Source organism: Flaviflexus salsibiostraticola (assembly GCF_003952265.1).
In the GTDB taxonomy this organism is placed as follows: Bacteria; Actinomycetota; Actinomycetes; order Actinomycetales; family Actinomycetaceae; genus Flaviflexus; species Flaviflexus salsibiostraticola.
On record NZ_CP034438.1, the window covers coordinates 142,288 to 159,236 of the forward strand.

Consider the following 16,949-nt stretch of genomic DNA (forward strand, 5'->3'; position numbering starts at 1 on the left):
AGTTGACCCGAGCCGAGGCTCGGGTCAACTCATGCATGGAAATGTCGCCGTACCCGCAGGTCAGCGGGCGATGATGACGGCGATGAGGAAGTCCTCTGACGGCGGGTCGAGCTGCCAGCTCGAGAACCTCGATTGCATGGCAAGGCCAGCCTCGGCCAGATCGTCCTCGAACTGCGCGAATTCGTACCCGCGTCCCGCTCCGAATCCGATGGTCATCCTGCCCCCGGGCGCGAGGTGCTCGCCGAGCCTGCGCAGGGCGGGGATTCTCTCGCTTCCCGCGAGGAACGTCATGACGTTTCCGGCAGAGACGATGTGATCGAATTCGGCACCATCCAGCGTGAACTCGGCGAGGTTGCCGACGTGCCACTGGGCGAGCGGATGGTCGGTGCGGGCGACGTCGATGAGGTAGGGGTCAAGGTCGACGCCGACGACCTGATGTCCGCGGCGTGCAAGGTACCCGCCGACGCGCCCAGTCCCGCACCCGGCGTCGAGGATTCGAGCGCCCCGTTCGACCATGGCGTCGACGAGCCGTGCCTCGCCGTGGATGTCGCGACCCATCCGCTCCAGATTCCTCCAGCGCTCAGCGTAGTTCGCGGAGTGGTCGGGATTGCGGGCCGTCACGGCTGTCCAGACGTTCGTCTCGGGGGTGCTCATATGCCTCAGTATCGGCTCTGCACGTGCGGATTGTCGAGTTTGCGACGTCGGGCACAGGCGGCCCGGCGCCGCGCGTGACCGTCAGACGAGCTCGGCGTCGACTGTGATGTCGGCGGCTGCGAGGAGCCGCGACACTGGACAGCCGGCGGCCGCATCGTCGACCGCCGCCCGGAAGGCGTCCTCATCGATTCCCTCGATCCGGGCCCGCAGGGAGATCGCCGAGGAGACGATCGTGGGCTCGCCACCGACCTCGTCGAGCGTCACCTCGGCGGTCACCTCGACGCTCGAGGGCGTGACACCGTCCTCGCTCACGCGGTTGGTGAACGCCATGGCGAAACAGGAGGAGTGGGCGGCCGCGATGAGCTCCTCGGGGCTGGACTTGCCCTCGGGTGCCCTCGTGCGCGATCCCCAGGTCACCACCTGGTCGTCGAGAACGCCAGAACTGGTCTTTCCCAGCGTGCCTCGGCCGGAGGGGAGATCCCCCTCCCACCGGGTTGTTGCTGTGCGAGATGCGATAGCCATGGAGTGCTCCTTTGATCTGATCGTGTGGGCCTCCCATTCTTCGGTGACCCCGGGCAGGGGTCAACGGCTGCGAGGGGCCAGGTCAGGCTTCTACCAGGCCGCGTGGAGCCGGTTCGTCGGGTTCAGGGTGGGCGTCCGAAGTCTGATAGCGTCGTCGGCGATCGAGGATGCGGCCAGTAGACTGAGGTCGCACGCCGAGCCGAGGAGAACCAGTGACGGACGACGACAACAAGGTGCCGAAGCCTTTCAATGAGCAGGAGGCCATCCGGAGGCAGCGGAAGCAGTTCCTCCTCTTCGCCCTCGCTGGCCTTGTCATGCTCGTCCTCGCCTTCTTCGCGGGACGGACCGTCAAGGGCTGGGTGTCGGATGACGAGGGTGCTCCCGAGAGCCCCTCAACGGCGATTGTGGAGATGGTGGACTATGAAGCGTGAGCGCACCCTCTGGCAGGGCACATTGGGGAATGGCCATTCGCTCGTCGTGACGAAGAGTTTCGGGTGGATTCTCGATGGCGACACGAAGGTGAAGGAGTGGGCGTGGGTCAACTACGCCTCCGGCACCTGGGAGGGGGAGGAGGGTCTCTTCACCGCTCAGGCGATCGCCGACGATGTCGAGGATCTCCACCTGCAGTTCCCGACGGAGTCGGATCTGAGCATTGGATTGGTGCTCTCCGACCGGATCGAATCATCGATCGTCTACCAGGAGACCGCAGCCGTCGGCGAAGCCGGATGGGTGAGGGTCTTCGTCAGGCGGAACCCCGATGGCACGATGTTCACGCAGTCCCTTGGCTTCAACGTCGATGCAGTCGATCGAGCCGAGCTGGAGAGAATCGTCCTCGAGCTCGAGACCTCGGTGCGCGAAGCGGTCGGAATGCCGATCGGCTAGTGCCCTTCCGCACAGTTTCTGGAAAAGATCGGATCGAGTTTGAAAGTGCTCGAGCGGACTTGCTAAAGTCACTGTGTTGCAATCCCGCATAGCTCAACGGCAGAGCATTCGACTGTTAATCGAAGGGTTGTTGGTTCGAATCCAACTGCGGGAGCCACTGGCCTCGGACCGATCGGTTCGAGGCCTTTCACGTTCCTCAGCGCGGTCCCTCGCGAGGGCCTGATCGGATGGTGTCGCGTCAGGACCGGCTTATAGGACATTTCGTGTTGCTGGGATCCGGGTTTTTCGTTGTGGTGGCGCGGTTTTCGGTGCTCGGAGTCGGTTTGGCCTGAGTTCTTGGTTGGACATTTCGTGTTGCTGGAAGACCCATTTTTGCCTGGTGTGATGCGGAAAGGTCGGTGTCGGAGTCGGTTTGAATTGAGGGATGGGCAATCCTTCATGCGGCTTGTGCGGCCGGGTCATGATCCGTCACGGCAAAACCGCCTCAGGCCGACAACGTTTCCGATGCAAGGCCTGCTCGGCCACAGGCACAAGACGACTCGACACGCGGGCCCGTGATTTCGCTGCGTTCTTGAGGTTTGTCACCGGCACGGGCACCTACCTCGACCTGCCCGGAGGTGGACGGCAGGCCCGACGACGATTCGCCCCGTTCTGGAGCCTGTGGCCGTTATCGCCACTGGTGGACGAGGTTCACCCGGTCGTGTTCGTGGACGCGATCTATCTGCACCGGCGGGCCGCGATCCTGATCGCGTGCACGCCCACGCACGTAGTGGGCTGGTACGTGGCCCGCACCGAGCGCACGGACGCGTGGGCGGCACTGTTCTCCCGGATTGCCGCCCCTGATGTGGTCGTGTGCGACGGGGGCAGCGGCATTGTCTCGGCCCTTGCCCAGCAGTGGCCCACCACCCACGTTCAGCGCTGCACGTTCCACGCGTTCAGCGTGGTCAAGCGCTACACCACCAGCCGGCCGCGTACCCAGGCCGGAGTGGAGCTCTATGAGCTCGCCAGGGGCCTGTTGGCGATCCGCACCCGCGAGGAATCCCTGGCCTGGCTGGTCGAGCTCACGGCGTGGAACGCCCGGTGGAAGGGCTTCCTCGCGCAGAAGACGCGTCTGCCCGACGGCAGCTATGTCAACACCCATGACCGGCTCGTGCGAGCGAAGAACTCGCTGAACACTCTCGCCCGGCGTGGCACCCTGTTCACCTACCTGCGCGAGGACCTCGCGGGCCTGGATGTGCCCGCGACGACGAATCGGATCGAAGGGCTCAACAGTCGTATCCGTGACCTGCTGCGCCACCACCGCGGAATGGGACTGACCCACCAGATCAAGTCCGTGTGCTGGTGGCTGTACGCACGCACCGAATATCCCTTGACGCCAGCGCAGATCCTTACCGCCACGCCAACCGATCAGCAGATCACTGCGCTGTTCACCGCCGCAGATCACCGAGCCCATGCCCAACACGAGATCAACCGGTGGGGCACTGCCGTCAACTGGACCGACCTCCACCACAGCAGCCCCTTCCAACAGGACTACTGACCCCGAACCTCCAACCCCACCAGCAACACGTTATGTCCTATAAGCCTCAGGACCGCCCACTGTCGTTCGCCCGGCTCGAGCGACCTGCTGTGGAATAATGATCGCTATGGCTAACCGTGAAATTCGAGTGATCGGCGATCCCGTCCTGCGCACCGTCTGCGACGAGATCACCGTCATCACACCCCAGGTCGTCTCGCTGGTCGAGGATCTCCTTGAAACCGTCGATGAAGAGGGTCGGGCGGGACTTGCCGCCAACCAGATCGGCGTCTCCCTTCGAGCGTTCTCGTGGAATCTCGAGGATAAGGGAATCGGCTACATCCTCAACCCGACGATCGTCGACCTGTCCGAGGACGAGTACCAGGACGATGAGGAGGGCTGCCTGTCGATTCCCGGCCACTTCTTCCCGACGAAGCGCTCGTGGTACGCGAAGGCGGTCGGCATTGATCTGGACGGCAACGAGGTCGTCCTCGAGGGCGAGGAGATCACGGCTCGTCTCATTCAGCACGAGGTGGACCATCTCGATGGTCACCTCTACATCGACCGCCTCGACCGAGCGGCTCGCAAGAAGGCACTGAGAGCGATACGAGACCTATGAGAGTCCTCATCTCCGGAGCATCCGGCTTCATCGGAACCGCACTCGTCGACGCCGCCCGCGAGGACGGCATGGCGGTCGTCAGGATTGTCCGCTCGAAGCCGGAGCCCGGAGACATCGTCTTCGATCCCGCAAGGGGCGACATCGACCACCGAGAGCTGGCGGGAGCGGATGCCGTCGTCTGTCTCAACGGGGCGGGCCTCTTCTCGAAGCCGTGGACAGCCTCCTATAAGGAGACGCTCCTGCGGTCGCGGATCACCTCGGTGCGCACGTTCACGGACGCGTTCGAGCGTCTACCGGAGGACGAACGGCCGACGCACTTCATCACCGGCTCCGCCGTCGGCTACTACGGCGCCGACCGGGGCGATGAGCTGCTGACCGAAGCGTCCGGACCGGGCGATGATTTCCTCGCACGAGTCTGTGTCGCCTGGGAGGAGGCCGGCGAGCGGGCCGTGGATCTCGGGATCCGCCACTCTGCGCTGCGGACGGGGCTGGTCATGGACGGATCGGGCGGCATGCTCGGCCTTCTCAAGCACGCCTACCGGCTCGGACTGGGCGCAAAGCTCGGTGACGGCAGTCAGTACATGTCGACAATCTCGCTGGCGGATCACGTCCGCGCAACCCTCCATGTCATCAGGAACAGCGTCGACGGCCCGGTCAACCTCACGGGGCCGCACCCCGTGACGAACCGGGAATGGAACAGGCTGCTCGCGAGGCACGTCAATCGACCGGCCTTCCTCACTGTCCCTCGCTTCGCAATGAAGCTCGCCCTCGGTGACTTCGCCGAGCAGGCGGCACTCGCCTCGCAGAACGCCTACCCGGCAAGACTCGAGTCGACCGGGTTCGAGTTCACGGCACGCACCGCGGAGGAGATCTTCGCACAGGCGCTGCCGCGCTCCTGACCAGGCATCGTGGCCGCGTGTGGCGCGGAGCACCGAACTGTGGCACAGTTGTTCACATCGGGACCGATCGGGTGTGACGGGGAATCTCACCTAAGGAGGTTCCGATGACAGCACAGCGCGCCACTCGTGGCGTCATTTTCATACATTCTGTTACGCCCGCCCTCGAACCGCATGTGGAGTGGGCGCTTTCTGGTGTGCTCGGCTACCAGGTGTCGATCGAGTGGATCGACCAGCCCGCCGACCCTCTCTACCACCGTGGCGAGTACTCGTGGACGGGCGAGATCGGCATGGGCGCCATGCTCGCCTCGGCCCTCAACGGCTGGGAGCATCTGCGCTACGAGATCACCGAGGAGGCGACCCCGCAGACCGAAGGCGGTCGCTGGTCGCACACGCCGGGACTTGGAATCTTCTACGCTCAGACCGACCTCGTCGGCAACATCGTCGTACCCGAGAACCGTATTCGCGCGGCCCTAGAACACGCCGACTCAGATCCGGGTGAGATGAGGCGGCTCCTGAACCTCGCACTGGGGCAGGCCTGGGATGACGAACTCGAGCCGTTCCGCTACGCCGGGGCTGGTGCCCCCGTGCGCTGGCTCCACCGCGTCGGCTGAGCCGCTCCGACCGGCTGCGGTGAGAGCACGCTCCGGTTCAACTGGCTGAATCCTCGAGAAGGTCGGCGATCGTCCGCGCCTGCGCAACTCGAGAATCAGGGATCTGGATTGTGAGGGCGCGCTCAAGGGCGAACGCGAGCGCGTAGCGGGTGAGCGGATCCAGCCTCAGATCATCGACGAGATCGGCGTCCGCCGTCACCTCATCCGGGCTGATTTCGGGTGCAAGTCCAGCAAGAATCTCCCGCGCAGTTTCAATCGACATACTCCCATTATTACCCTGAGCGCGGATCAGGCGGGCTGACTGCCCGTTGCGTGTGGCGTTTAGGTATCCTGGTCACATGGCATTTCTTGACATTCTCAAGCAGCTCATGCAGGTCAGCGGCGCTGCCGACACCGAAGCGGACCGAGTGGCCCGAGGCCTCGAGCTTCGGGAGACCCTCTATGAGGACCCGAACGACATCGCCGCCTTCCAGAGCCTGGCCGAGATTGTCGAGCAGGCCGTCAAAGCCGCCGAGGTCGAAGATCCGCTCACGGCCGAGAGCGATCACCATGCCGATCAGGCGAACCTCGCGATGTGGTCCCTCGCGGAGGAGCTGAGCGGCCGGCCGAACGCCTGGTACCCGCTCATCGAGCTGGCGCGGCTCTCGGTCGATTCGGACATCGAGGGCGCCAACAGGCGCCTCCACACGGCGATCGAGCGCGACAGGACCGGCCGAGCCCTCGGAGAGGCGATCAAGATTCTGCGGGAGGCGGGCCACGCCGACGCCGGCATCTCCCTCGGCATCGCCTACTGGGATCCGGCCGAACATAAGTTCGCCGCCGGTGAGCAGATCGTCATGGCGGCGATCGATGCGGAGAAGCCGGAGGTCGCGCGCAAGCACTTCGAGACTCTTCATGAGCACCGGATTCCCGGCCAGCATGAGGATCGACTCGCCTACCTCCATCTCTGCATCCGCGACGCGGAGGACAGAGCCGAAGAGAAGTACAGGGAGCGCGAGCAGCGCGAGAATTGAGCAGCAGTGGCACGGTACGTTGAGATCCATCCCGAGAATCCTCAGTCCCGACTCATCAGTATGGTCGCCGACCGTCTCCGGTCGGGGGAGGTGATCGCCTTCCCGACGGATTCGGGCTATGCGATCGGATGCCGCCTCGGCAACAAGGAGGGCCTCGACCGGATCCGCGCGATTCGACGCGTGAGCGCCAAGCATCATTTCACGATGCTCTGCTCCGACTTCGCACAGCTCGGTCAGTTCGTCATCGTCGGCAACGCCCAGTTCCGCCTCATCAAGCAGCTGACCCCGGGCCCCTACACCTTCATCCTCAAGGGCACGAAAGAGGTGCCCCGCATGACTCTCCACCCGAAGAAGAACACGGTCGGCGTGAGGATCCCCGACCACGCGATCACCCAGGCCCTCCTCGCCGAACTCGGGGAGCCCCTGCTCTCCTCCACGCTCATCCTCCCCGATGAGGAGGAGCCGATGACCGATGGGTGGGACGTGAACGAGACGCTCGGCCATGCGCTCGACATTGTCATCGAAGGTCCCGTCGGCACCGAGGGTGCGACGACTGTCGTCGACATGTCCGACGGTTTCGCCGAGGTCGCCCGTGTCGGCGCCGGAAGCACGGAGATGTTCGAGTGAGCCTGGGAGCGGTCCTCTTCGACCTCGACGGCACCGTCGTCGACTCCGCACCGATCGTCACGTCCCTCTTCGCGCTGACCGCGAAGGAGATCTCCGGGAAAGACTATGAGCCCGAAGAGCTCCTCAAGTACGTGGGGCCGCCACTGCCGTGGACGATGATGGACTTGGGGGCGGACGAGAAGGACGTCCCCTACTACATCGACTACTACCGGTCCCACTACAACGCCCTCATGCTCGACTCCCCGCTGTTCGATGGGATCGACACCGTCATCCGGAACCTCGCCGCGCGAGTGCCCGTCGCGGTCGCGACCTCGAAGAAGGAATCAGGCGCCCGCCTCATCCTCGACAGATACGGGCTTCTCGACACGTTCACCGCCGTCTGCGGCGGCAGCGAGGATGGCCTACGCTCCGACAAGGAGCAGATCGTCGGTGAGGCCATCCGCCGAATCGGCCCCGTCGACGGCGAGATCATCATGGTGGGGGACAGGGTCTACGACATCGAGGGGGCCGCCGCCCATGGGCTGCGGGCCGTCCTCGTCGGCTGGGGCGCCGGCACCCCGGATGAGCACGACATGGCGTGGCGGTCAGCAGCGACGCCTGCCGAGCTGGAAGACATTCTGCTCGGAGTCTGAGACATGCTGTGGGGGCCCGCGATCATCGCGGGCCCCCACAGTCGCCGTCATCTGGCTGCCGATCTCCCGCCCTGGCGTCGGGCGGCGGCTGCCACGCTAACGCTGCCTCTCGGCGGGCTCGCGATTCTCGAACTGGGCCTGGTAGAGCCGCGAGTAGGCGCCCTCGCGGGCAATGAGCTCGTCGTGTGTACCCTGCTCGACGACATCCCCATCCTCCATGACGACGATGAGGTCCGCGTCGCGGATCGTCGACAGCCGATGGGCGATGACAAAGGAGGTGCGGCCCGTCTTGAGGTTGGCCATGGCGTCCTGGACGAGCATCTCCGTCCTCGTATCGACAGAGGATGTCGCCTCGTCGAGGATGAGGATCTCGGGGTCGGCGAGGTAGGCGCGGGCGATCGTGATGAGCTGCTTCTCGCCGACGGAGATCGTCTCACCCTCATCGTCGACGATGGTGTCGAGACCCTGGGGGAGCTGGCCGGCGAGACGATCGACTGAGGCAGCCCGTGCGGCCGCGAGGATCTCCTCGTCCGTCGCATCATCCTTCGCGAAGGCGATGTTCTCGGCGATCGTGCCCTCGAACAGCCACGTGTCCTGCAGGACCATGCCCATGTTCGCGCGCAGCGCCTCTTTCGAGATCGTCGAGATGTCGACGCCATCGATGAGGATCTGTCCCGAGTCGATCTCGTAGAACCGCAGAAGCAGGTTGACGAGGGTCGTCTTGCCGGCGCCGGTGGGTCCGACGATGGCGACGGTCTGGCCCGGCTTCGCATGGAGTGACAGCCCGGTGATGACGGGGGAGTCCTCCTCGTAGGAGAAGCGGACGTCGCGGAACTCGACCTCCCCGCGGGTGGGTGAGGACAGGGTTCCAGCCGCGTCCGGCTCCATCTCGTCCGCATCAAGGTAGGCGAAGATGCGCTCGGCACTCGCCGCACCCGACTGCAGGAGGTTCGCCATCGAGGCGAGCTGACCGAGCGGCTGGGTGAACTGGCGGGAGTACTGGACGAAGGCCTGGACGGCACCGAGTGTGATGGTGCCGGAGGCGACCTGGATGCCGCCGACGACGGCGACGATGATGTAGCCGAGATTCGATACGAGGTTCATCGCCGGCTGCATGAGTCCGGAGATGAACTGGGCCATGAATGACGCGTGACGAAGCTTCTCGTTGCGCTCATCGAACTCCTCGGTGAAGACCTCCTGGAGTCCGAAGGCGGTGACGACTTCGTGGCCGGTGAAGGCCTCCTCGACGGTGCCGGACACCTCGCCGGTCAGCTTCCACTGATCCCGGAAGTGCGGCTGCGCCTTCTTCATCACCCGCGTCGCGAGCAGGATCCCGCCGGGGACGACGAGGAAGGTGAGCAGCGCGAGCTGCCAGGAGATGATGAACATCATGGCGACGATCCCGATAATGGTGAGCAGGTTCTGGAAGATCGAGTTCATCGTCTGCATGAGGGTCTGCGTGATGTTGTCGACGTCGTTCGTCACCCGGGACAGCAGATCGCCGCGCGACCTGCGGTCGATGTAGGACAGCGGGACGCGATCGATCTTCGCCTGTGCCTTCGCCCGCAGCTCCCAGCCGAGGTTCTGGACGACGATGCGGATGATCCATCCTGCCACGAACTGGAAGACGGCTGAGATGACGTAGATGGCGGCGACGAGCAGGAGGATCCGACCAAGGCTGCTGAAGTCGATGCCGATGCTCGGCGTCACGTCGGCGCGGCCCACCATGTTGGCGAGCTCGCCCCGTCCCTGCTCCTCGAGCAGCTCGACGGTCTGCTCGGTGGTCAGACCCTGCGGAAGGTCGGCGAGCACCCGACCGAGCACGCCCGTGTAGATGACGTCTGTTGCCCGACCGAGAAGGGCCGGTCCGACCACCTGGAGGACAACGGCGATGGCGGTGAGGACGATGATGAGGGCGATCTTCATGCGCGCCGGGCGCAGCATTCTGACGAGGCGCTTCATCGTGCCGCCGAAGTTCTCAGACTTCTCGATGGCGCGGGCGCCATGGTGCGGGCTCATGCGGCCTCCTCTGCGGAGAGCTGGGATGCGACGATCTCCCGATAGGTCGAGCAGGATTCCATGAGCTCCTCGTGTGTTCCCTGACCGACATCGCGGCCGCCGTCGAGGACGACGATCCGGTCGGCGTGGCGAATGGTGGAGATGCGCTGGGCGACGATGAGGACAGCGACGCCGGGGACGGCGTCCGGAAGTGCGTGCCGAAGCTTTTTGTCAGTGGCGAAGTCGAGCGCGGAGAACGAATCGTCGAAAATGATGAGGTCCACCTCTCCCGCCATCGCACGGTACAGGGCGCGGGCGATGGTGAGCCGCTGGCGCTGGCCTCCCGAGAGGTTCCGACCGCCGGGGTCGATCCGGGACTCGAGGCCGTCGTCGAGCTTCGCGACGAACTCCGTCGCCTGAGCCGCATCGAGAGCCCGCCAGATCCGCTCCTCATCGAACTCCAATGCTCCTCGCTGCCCGGTGACCGTCGACGCGACGGTGCCGGCGAACAGGTACGCCTTCTGCGGGACGAGGGCGATCCGGGCGCGCAGCGACGTCGGATCGAAGGAGCGGATGTCGGTACCGCCGAGGGTGACGGTGCCGGAAACCGGGTCGACCATGCGCGACAGCATGTGGACGAGCGTCGTCTTGCCGGATCCGGTGCCGCCGACGAGGGCAGTCGTCGAGCCCGCCGGAAGGCGGAGGTCGATCGAATCAAGCACGGGTCGGTCCGCGTCGTCGTATTGGACGGTTGCCCCGTCGAGCCGGAACTCGGCCGGGGATGGCGGCAGCGGAGTGGGCTCCGCGGGGGCGACGATGTCGATATCGGTGTGGAGGACGTCGCCGATGCGGTTCGCGGAGACGCGCGCCCGCGGCACCATCATGAACATCATCGCCGCCATCATGATCGCCATGAGGATCTGCATGAGGTAGTTGATGAAGGCGATGAGAGAACCGACCTGCATGGCGCCATCGTCGATGCGGTGACCGCCGAACCAGACGATTGCGACCGAGGATAGCCCGACGATCATCTGGATGACCGGCATCATGAACGCCCACGTCGTGCCGATCTTGAGCCAGACCTCCCGCATGTCATCGTTCGCCCTCCGGAAGCGCCGCTTCTGCGCCTGCTGACGGAGGAATGCGCGGATGACCCGAACACCGGTCAGCTGCTCGCGCAGGAGCCTGTTGATCGTATCGACCCTGGTCTGCTGGACCTCGTAGAGCGGGCCGAGCCGGACCATCATCGAGAACGTGAAGAGACCGAGAATGGGGACGATGACGACGAACAGTCCGGACAGGACAACATCCTGGGCCGCCGCCATAACGATCCCGCCGACGCCCATGATTGGCGCCATGACGATGATCGTGAACGTCAGGTGAACGACCATCTGCACCTGGCTCACGTCATTGGTCGAGCGGGTGATAAGGGAGGCGGGGCCGAAGCGGTGCAGCTCGGCACGGCCGAAGCTCTGGACCTTGCCGAACACTTCGGATCGCAGATGATGGCCGAGGCCCATGGCGAGGCCGGCGCCGAGGTAGATCGCGGCCGAGATGGCAATGACCTGAAGGATGGTGACGCCGAGCATGACCCCGCCCAGCTGCCAGATCACGGGGATATCAGCCTCGAGCACGCCGTCGTTGATGATGGCGGCGTTGAGGGCCGGCAGCCACAGCGAGGCGATCGATTGAATGAGCTGCAGGACGAGAACGGCCGCAACCCTGCCCTTCCGGTGTCGTAGATAGTCCCAGGTCAACTGGATAAGCATTGTTCTCTTTTCACGAGTGAGGGCGCCACGGTATCACCATGGCGCCCCCGACGTCAGGATCTACGCGTCGCCGCCGGCTTCGCCGGACTGACCCGCATTGACGTTGAACAGATCGTACTTCTCGATCGCCTGCGAGACGGTCGATCGGTCGATCCGGCCGAGGTCGGCGAGCGTCGACAGGGCGCGGACCACCATCGAGTGGGCGTCGATCTTGAACTGGCGGCGTGCAGCCGCACGGGTGTCGGAGTAGCCGAAGCCGTCCGCACCGAGGGTGGCGTACGTACCGGGGACCCAGGGACGGATCGCGTCCTGCACCTGGTGCTCGAAGTCGGACGTCGCGACGAAGACGTCGGCATCATCCTTGAGCTTCTGCGTGACGAACGGGACCCGACGCTCCTCCTCGGGGTGGAGGAAGTTGTGCTCGTCGGCCGCAAGGCCGTCCCTGCGCAACTCGTACCACGAGGTCACGGAGTAGACGGAGGCCTTGATGCCCCAGTCGTTCTCGAGGAGCTCCTTCGCATGGATCGCCCACGGGACACCGACGCCCGAGGAGAGCAGGCCGACGCGGTGGCCGTCGCCCTCGGCCGTGGCCACGCGGTGGATGCCGCGGAGGATGCCCTCGACGTCGACGTCCTCTGGCTCCGCCGGCTGGACCATCGGCTCGTTGTAGACGGTCATGTAGTACATGACGTTCTGGTCGCGGCCGTCGGAGCCATCCCCGTACATGCGGGTGATGCCGTCCTTGACGATGTGGCCGATCTCGTAGGAGTAGGCCGGGTCGTACATGACCATCGCCGGGTTCGTCGAGCCGAGGACGGGGGAGTGCCCATCCATGTGCTGCGTACCCTCACCCGCGAGGGTGGTGCGGCCGGCCGTTGCGCCGATGACGAAGCCGCGCGCGAGCTGGTCGCCCGCCGCCCAGAACTGGTCGCCCGTGCGCTGGAAGCCGAACATCGAATAGAAGATGTAGAACGGCATCATCATCTCGCCGTGGACGGCGTGTGAGGTGCCGACGGTGGCAAGAGTGGCGGCGGAGCCGGCCTCGTTGATGCCCATGTGGAGGATCTGGCCGGTCTCGGCCTCCTTGTAGGACAGGAGCAGGTCGGCGTCGACGGACGTGTAGCGCTGCCCGTGCGTGTTGTAGATCTTCGCAGTCGGGAAGATCGCATCGAGACCGAAGGTCCGCGCCTCGTCGGGGATGATCGGAACAACGCGCCGGCCGAACTCCTTGTCCTTCATGAGCTCCTTGAGGAGCCGCACGAGGGCCATGGTCGTTGCGACCTTCTGCTGACCGGAGCCCTTCTTGAGGATGTCGAAGCGCTTCTCCTCGGGGAGCTTGATGTCGTTCCACGTCTGGCGGCGCTGCGGCAGGTAGCCGCCGAGCTGCTTCCTGCGGTCCTGCATGTACTGGTACGCCTCGTTGTTCGGCGAGGGGCGGTAGTACGGCGCGGTGTATGGATCGTCGAGCTGGGAGTCGTCGATGTCGAGGTTGAGCGTGTCGCGCAGACCCTTAAGATCCTGCGAGTTCAGCTTCTTCATCTGGTGGGTCGCGTTGCGGCCCGCGAAGTTCCGTCCGAGCAGGTAGCCCTTGATCGTGTGGGCGAGGATGACGGTCGGCTGCCCGGTGTGCTCGGAGGCCGCCTTGTAGGCCGCGTAGACCTTGCGGTAGTCATGACCGCCGCGCTTGAGCGACCAGATCTTCTCGTCCGACCAGTCCTTGACCATCGCCTTCGTGCGCGGGTCACGGCCGAAGAAGTGCTCACGCACGTAGGCGCCATCGTTGGCCTTGAAGCCCTGGTAGTCGCCGTCGAGCGTTGTGTTCATGATGTTGACGAGCGCGCGATCGTGATCGGCCTCGAGCAGCGGGTCCCACTCGCGGCCCCAGATCACCTTGATGACGTTCCAGCCGGCGCCGCGGAAGAACGCCTCGAGCTCCTGGATGATCTTGCCGTTGCCACGCACCGGACCATCGAGGCGCTGCAGGTTGCAGTTGACGACGAAGTTGAGGTTGTCGAGGCCCTGCTGTGCAGCGAGCTGGAGCATGCCGCGCGACTCGGGCTCGTCCATCTCGCCGTCGCCGAGGAATGCCCAGACGTTCTGCTGGGAGGTGTCCTTGATGCCGCGGTCGTGCAGGTACTTGTTGAACCACGCCTGATGGATCGCCTGCGCCGGGCCGAGGCCCATCGACACGGTCGGAAACTCCCAGAAGTCCGGCATCTGGCGCGGGTGCGGGTACGAGGGCAGGCCGCGACCGCCCGAGGGGCGGGAGTGCTCCTGGCGGAAGCCGTCCATATCCTTCTCGGACAGGCGGCCCTCGACGAAGGCGCGGGCGTAGTTGCCGGGGGCCGCGTGGCCCTGGAAGAACACCTGGTCGCCGCCGCCCGGATGGTTCTTGCCCCGGAAGAAGTGGTTGAAGCCGACTTCGTAGAGGGTGGCCACCGACGCGTAGGAGGAGATGTGGCCGCCGACCTGGACGCCGGGGCGCTGAGCGCGGGTCACCTGAACCGCGGCGTTCCAGCGGACCCAGCGGCGGATCTCGCGCTCGAGCTTCTCATCACCCGGGAAGTAAGGCTCGTCCTGGACCGCGATCGTGTTGACGTACGGAGTTGTGAGGCTCGCCGGCACCTGGATGTTCCGCTGGCGGGCGCGGCGCAGCATCGACAGGAGGATGTAGCGAGCGCGCGGGCCGCCCCGGCTATCGATGAGATCATCAATGGAATCCAGCCATTCCTGCGTCTCTTCGGTGTCGAGATCAGGTACGCGGCTGAGAAGCCCATCGATGAGCGGGAAGGTATCGTCTTTCGAACTCACAGCATCTCCTTGCAGTGCGATTGCGCGGTGGGGCGGGCCGTCGGCGGCCGGAAACCCAATGGTCCAAATCTACCCCCTTCCAGGCCGAACGTCCCGCTTCGATCTGTTCACCGGGTGAGAAAGACGGGCTCTCAGCGTGCTGTTCCTCACCCGCTTCCGTCGTTTCGGTCGAAATGGCGGCAAGACATGGAAATTTCCCTCAATCTTTGGTGAACTATGAGTGTGGATAACAAGGCGACCGCATCCTCGCGGTCTACACAGGAAAGGACCGGTTCTGCGGCCGGATCAGTGGAGCTCGGACTGAAGACGGGGCAGGTGATCCAGGAGTTCGGCTGGGACGACGACGTCGAAGAGTCGTTCCGCGGCAGGATCGAAGAAGCGACCGGGACGACGCTCGTCGACGAAGAGTATGAGGACGTCTGCGACGGGACCCTCATCTGGTGGCGCAGCGACGATGGCGACGAGGACGATCTCGCCGATCTCCTCGTCGACGCCAAGGCCAATCTTGACGACGGCTCCGGCATCATCTGGGTCATGATCCCCTCCATGGGCACGGCGGGCTACGTCGAGCACATCGTCGTCGAAGAGGCGGCGCAGACAGCCGGTCTCGCAGCGACGACGGCGGCGGCGCTGTCGCGCGACTGGACGGGAGTGCGTCTGACGGCGCGCGGACCTCGACGCTGATCACTTCATTGGAAAGCAGTGGGCGGCCCTCGGGCCGCCCACTTTCACGTTGAGACGACTCCGCGAACATGGGACCAAGGGCCGTGGATGGAGCGGACGGTGTGTCTGCAGGGCTGATCGCCGGCGAGACTGCCGAGGGCGATACGCCCTTTCTCGGCACGGTCACCTAACCTGAAGGCTGGCTTAAAGGGTTCACGTATCAGGCCGGTGCATGGCTTCAGAACCCCCACCCCACAGGGTGCGCATTCCAGCAGAGAAAGGCTGACACGACCATGTCGTACCGTGTTGAACACGATCTTCTCGGCGCGCGGGAGATTCCCGCCGACGCCTACTACGGGATCCATACGCTCCGCGCCATCGAGAACTTCCCGATGTCGGGCAGGCTCGTCCGCGACGTCCCGGATTTCGTCCGCGCCATCGTCCAGGTGAAGAAGGCCTCGGCGCTCGCGAACGAGGAGCTCGGAGTCCTGCCCTCGGACATCGCCCAGGCCATCGTCGCCGGCTGCGACGAGGTGCTGGAGAAGGGCCGCTGCATCGACGAGTTCCCGATCGACCTGTTCCAGGGCGGGGCAGGCACCTCGGTCAACATGAACTCGAACGAGGTCGTCGCCAATCTCGCCCTCGAGCTGCTCGGCTATGAGAAGGGCCGCTACGACGTCATCAACCCGAACGACCACGTCAACAAGTCCCAGTCGACGAATGACGTGTACCCGACGGCGCTGCGACTCGCCATCTACGTCGGCGTCAAGCGCCTCATCACCCGCATCAAGCTCGTCGCCGAGGTGCTCCGCGAGAAGAGCGAGGAGTTCTCCGACGTGCTGAAGATGGGCAGGACCCAGCTGCAGGACGCGGTGCCGATGACGCTCGGCCAGGAGCTCGGCGGGTGGGCGACAACGCTCGAGGAGGAGGTCGTCGTCATGAACCGTGCGGCCAACTACCTCCTCTCCATCAACCTCGGGGCGACCGCGATCGGAACAGGCCTCAATGCGCCGGAGAACTACGCCGAGGTCGTCTCTCGGAAGCTCTCGCACGTGACGGGTCTCGACCTGACCCCTGCCCCGGACCTCGTCGAGGCGACGAGCGACACGGGCGACTACGTGACCGTCCACTCCTCACTCAAGCGCGGCGCCCAGAAGCTCTCGAAGATCGCCAACGACCTGCGGCTGCTCTCCTCGGGGCCGAGGGCCGGGTTCAATGAGATCAATCTGCCGGAGATGCAGGCGGGATCGTCGATCATGCCGGCGAAGGTCAACCCTGTCATCCCCGAGGTCGTCAATCAGGTGTGCTTCAAGGTCATCGGCAACGATGTGACGGTGACGATGGCGGCGGAGGCGGGTCAGCTCCAGCTCAACGTCATGGAACCCGCTCTCGCAGAGGCCACCTTCGAGTCGATCATGCTGCTGAGCAACGCCTGCGACACCCTTCGCACCCACTGCCTCACCGGCATCACCGCCAACGGTGAGCGGACCCGCCAGGACGTCGAGAACTCGATCGGGATCGTCACCTACCTCAACCCGATCATCGGTCACCACAACGGTGACCTCGTCGGCAAGGAGTGTGCCCGCACCGGCAGGACCGTCAAGGAGGTCGTGGTGGAGATGGGCCTCATGACTCCCGAGCAGGTCGACGCGGTCCTCACCGCTGAGTCGTTCCGCCGCCCGACCTACACGGGTCGGATCTGGGCTGCGGGGGAGAAGGGCCTGCCAGAGAAGTAG

Annotated in this window: 17 protein-coding genes and 1 tRNA gene; 12 read left to right on the plus strand and 6 right to left on the minus strand. The window is 64.9% G+C overall.

The window, feature by feature from the left end; genetic code table 11:
- Positions 1–60: 60 nt before the first annotated feature.
- Both EJO69_RS00700 and EJO69_RS00705 read right to left on the minus strand, forming a co-directional pair.
- A complete protein-coding gene (locus EJO69_RS00700) occupies positions 61–654 on the minus strand; it encodes a class I SAM-dependent methyltransferase (protein WP_126037871.1) in 594 nt (197 codons plus the stop codon).
- An 81-nt stretch (positions 655–735) separates the two neighbouring features.
- Positions 736–1,176, minus strand: coding sequence for an OsmC family peroxiredoxin (locus EJO69_RS00705; RefSeq protein ID WP_126037874.1), 441 nt, complete (start codon positions 1,174–1,176; stop codon positions 736–738).
- Between the two features lie 212 nt (positions 1,177–1,388).
- On the opposite strand from EJO69_RS00705, the gene EJO69_RS00710 reads away from it, so the two are divergent.
- The 7 genes from EJO69_RS00710 (at position 1,389) to EJO69_RS00740 (ending at position 5,700) form a co-directional block, all read left to right on the plus strand.
- Positions 1,389–1,607: a hypothetical protein gene (locus EJO69_RS00710; RefSeq protein WP_126037877.1), complete on the plus strand. Its 219-nt coding sequence runs from the start codon at positions 1,389–1,391 to the stop codon at positions 1,605–1,607.
- Positions 1,597–2,058, plus strand: coding sequence for a hypothetical protein (locus EJO69_RS00715; RefSeq protein WP_126037880.1), 462 nt, complete (start codon positions 1,597–1,599; stop codon positions 2,056–2,058). The genes EJO69_RS00710 and EJO69_RS00715 overlap by 11 nt, the downstream gene beginning before the upstream one ends.
- An 82-nt stretch (positions 2,059–2,140) precedes the next feature.
- Positions 2,141–2,215 (plus strand) — tRNA-Asn (locus tag EJO69_RS00720).
- A gap of 267 nt (positions 2,216–2,482) precedes the next feature.
- Entirely contained in the window at positions 2,483–3,595 is a 1,113-nt protein-coding gene (locus tag EJO69_RS00725; protein WP_126037883.1) for an IS1249 family transposase, read from the plus strand.
- A 106-nt stretch (positions 3,596–3,701) separates the two neighbouring features.
- The gene (def, locus tag EJO69_RS00730) at positions 3,702–4,190 is read left to right on the plus strand and encodes a peptide deformylase (protein ID WP_126037886.1); all 489 of its coding nucleotides are present in this window, start codon (positions 3,702–3,704) and stop codon (positions 4,188–4,190) included.
- Positions 4,187–5,089 (plus strand): TIGR01777 family oxidoreductase, encoded by a 903-nt coding sequence (locus EJO69_RS00735; RefSeq protein ID WP_126037889.1) that lies wholly within the window; start codon positions 4,187–4,189, stop codon positions 5,087–5,089. Before def ends, EJO69_RS00735 begins: the two co-directional genes overlap by 4 nt.
- Positions 5,090–5,193: 104 nt before the next feature.
- Positions 5,194–5,700 (plus strand): DUF3145 domain-containing protein, encoded by a 507-nt coding sequence (locus tag EJO69_RS00740; protein WP_126037892.1) that lies wholly within the window; start codon positions 5,194–5,196, stop codon positions 5,698–5,700.
- Between the two features lie 37 nt (positions 5,701–5,737).
- Here EJO69_RS00740 and EJO69_RS00745 read toward each other — a convergent pair whose 3' ends face one another.
- Positions 5,738–5,962, minus strand: coding sequence for an acyl carrier protein (locus EJO69_RS00745; protein ID WP_126037896.1), 225 nt, complete (start codon positions 5,960–5,962; stop codon positions 5,738–5,740).
- A gap of 76 nt (positions 5,963–6,038) precedes the next feature.
- Between EJO69_RS00745 and EJO69_RS00750 the strand changes: the two genes are divergently transcribed.
- From EJO69_RS00750 to EJO69_RS00760, 3 genes are read left to right on the plus strand one after another with little or no spacing between them, the layout of a single operon-like run.
- A complete protein-coding gene (locus EJO69_RS00750) occupies positions 6,039–6,713 on the plus strand; it encodes a hypothetical protein (protein WP_126037899.1) in 675 nt (224 codons plus the stop codon).
- A gap of 6 nt (positions 6,714–6,719) precedes the next feature.
- Positions 6,720–7,340, plus strand: a complete 621-nt coding sequence (locus tag EJO69_RS00755) for an L-threonylcarbamoyladenylate synthase (protein WP_126037902.1) — start codon at positions 6,720–6,722, stop codon at positions 7,338–7,340.
- Positions 7,337–7,972 carry an HAD hydrolase-like protein gene (locus EJO69_RS00760; protein ID WP_126037905.1) on the plus strand — a complete coding sequence of 212 codons (636 nt, stop codon included), beginning with the start codon at positions 7,337–7,339 and terminating at the stop codon, positions 7,970–7,972. The genes EJO69_RS00755 and EJO69_RS00760 overlap by 4 nt, the downstream gene beginning before the upstream one ends.
- Before the next feature lie 96 nt (positions 7,973–8,068).
- Here the strand turns inward: EJO69_RS00760 and EJO69_RS00765 are convergent, their stop codons facing one another.
- Genes EJO69_RS00765 through aceE form a run of 3 tightly spaced genes read right to left on the minus strand, consistent with a single transcriptional unit; the run spans position 8,069 to position 14,550 of the window.
- A complete protein-coding gene (locus EJO69_RS00765) occupies positions 8,069–9,991 on the minus strand; it encodes an ABC transporter ATP-binding protein (RefSeq protein WP_126037908.1) in 1,923 nt (640 codons plus the stop codon).
- Entirely contained in the window at positions 9,988–11,739 is a 1,752-nt protein-coding gene (locus EJO69_RS00770) for an ABC transporter ATP-binding protein (protein WP_126037911.1), read from the minus strand. Before EJO69_RS00770 ends, EJO69_RS00765 begins: the two co-directional genes overlap by 4 nt.
- 60 nt (positions 11,740–11,799) lie before the next feature.
- The gene (gene aceE / locus EJO69_RS00775) at positions 11,800–14,550 is read right to left on the minus strand and encodes a pyruvate dehydrogenase (acetyl-transferring), homodimeric type (RefSeq protein WP_126037915.1); all 2,751 of its coding nucleotides are present in this window, start codon (positions 14,548–14,550) and stop codon (positions 11,800–11,802) included.
- Positions 14,551–14,766: 216 nt separating this feature from the next.
- Between aceE and EJO69_RS00780 the strand changes: the two genes are divergently transcribed.
- Together EJO69_RS00780 and aspA are read left to right on the plus strand one after the other, a co-directional pair.
- Positions 14,767–15,234, plus strand: a complete 468-nt coding sequence (locus EJO69_RS00780; protein ID WP_126037917.1) for a DUF3052 family protein — start codon at positions 14,767–14,769, stop codon at positions 15,232–15,234.
- Between the two features lie 272 nt (positions 15,235–15,506).
- On the plus strand, positions 15,507–16,949 hold the full coding sequence (gene aspA / locus EJO69_RS00785) for an aspartate ammonia-lyase (protein ID WP_126037920.1): 1,443 nt from the start codon (positions 15,507–15,509) through the stop codon (positions 16,947–16,949).

What these genes read in the sequence shown, in the direction of transcription:
- EJO69_RS00780 (WP_126037917.1), top strand. Translation starts at nt 14,767, where the DNA reads ATGAGTGTGGATAACAAGGCGACCGCATCCTCGCGGTCTACACAGGAA.
- EJO69_RS00740 (WP_126037892.1), top strand. Translation starts at nt 5,194, where the DNA reads ATGACAGCACAGCGCGCCACTCGTGGCGTCATTTTCATACATTCTGTT.
- EJO69_RS00770 (WP_126037911.1), bottom strand. Translation starts at nt 11,739, where the DNA reads ATGCTTATCCAGTTGACCTGGGACTATCTACGACACCGGAAGGGCAGG.
- aspA (WP_126037920.1), top strand. Translation starts at nt 15,507, where the DNA reads ATGTCGTACCGTGTTGAACACGATCTTCTCGGCGCGCGGGAGATTCCC.
- EJO69_RS00750 (WP_126037899.1), top strand. Translation starts at nt 6,039, where the DNA reads ATGGCATTTCTTGACATTCTCAAGCAGCTCATGCAGGTCAGCGGCGCT.
- EJO69_RS00735 (WP_126037889.1), top strand. Translation starts at nt 4,187, where the DNA reads ATGAGAGTCCTCATCTCCGGAGCATCCGGCTTCATCGGAACCGCACTC.
- EJO69_RS00715 (WP_126037880.1), top strand. Translation starts at nt 1,597, where the DNA reads ATGAAGCGTGAGCGCACCCTCTGGCAGGGCACATTGGGGAATGGCCAT.
- EJO69_RS00705 (WP_126037874.1), bottom strand. Translation starts at nt 1,176, where the DNA reads ATGGCTATCGCATCTCGCACAGCAACAACCCGGTGGGAGGGGGATCTC.
- def (WP_126037886.1), top strand. Translation starts at nt 3,702, where the DNA reads ATGGCTAACCGTGAAATTCGAGTGATCGGCGATCCCGTCCTGCGCACC.
- EJO69_RS00765 (WP_126037908.1), bottom strand. Translation starts at nt 9,991, where the DNA reads ATGAGCCCGCACCATGGCGCCCGCGCCATCGAGAAGTCTGAGAACTTC.
- EJO69_RS00725 (WP_126037883.1), top strand. Translation starts at nt 2,483, where the DNA reads ATGGGCAATCCTTCATGCGGCTTGTGCGGCCGGGTCATGATCCGTCAC.
- EJO69_RS00745 (WP_126037896.1), bottom strand. Translation starts at nt 5,962, where the DNA reads ATGTCGATTGAAACTGCGCGGGAGATTCTTGCTGGACTTGCACCCGAA.
- EJO69_RS00700 (WP_126037871.1), bottom strand. Translation starts at nt 654, where the DNA reads ATGAGCACCCCCGAGACGAACGTCTGGACAGCCGTGACGGCCCGCAAT.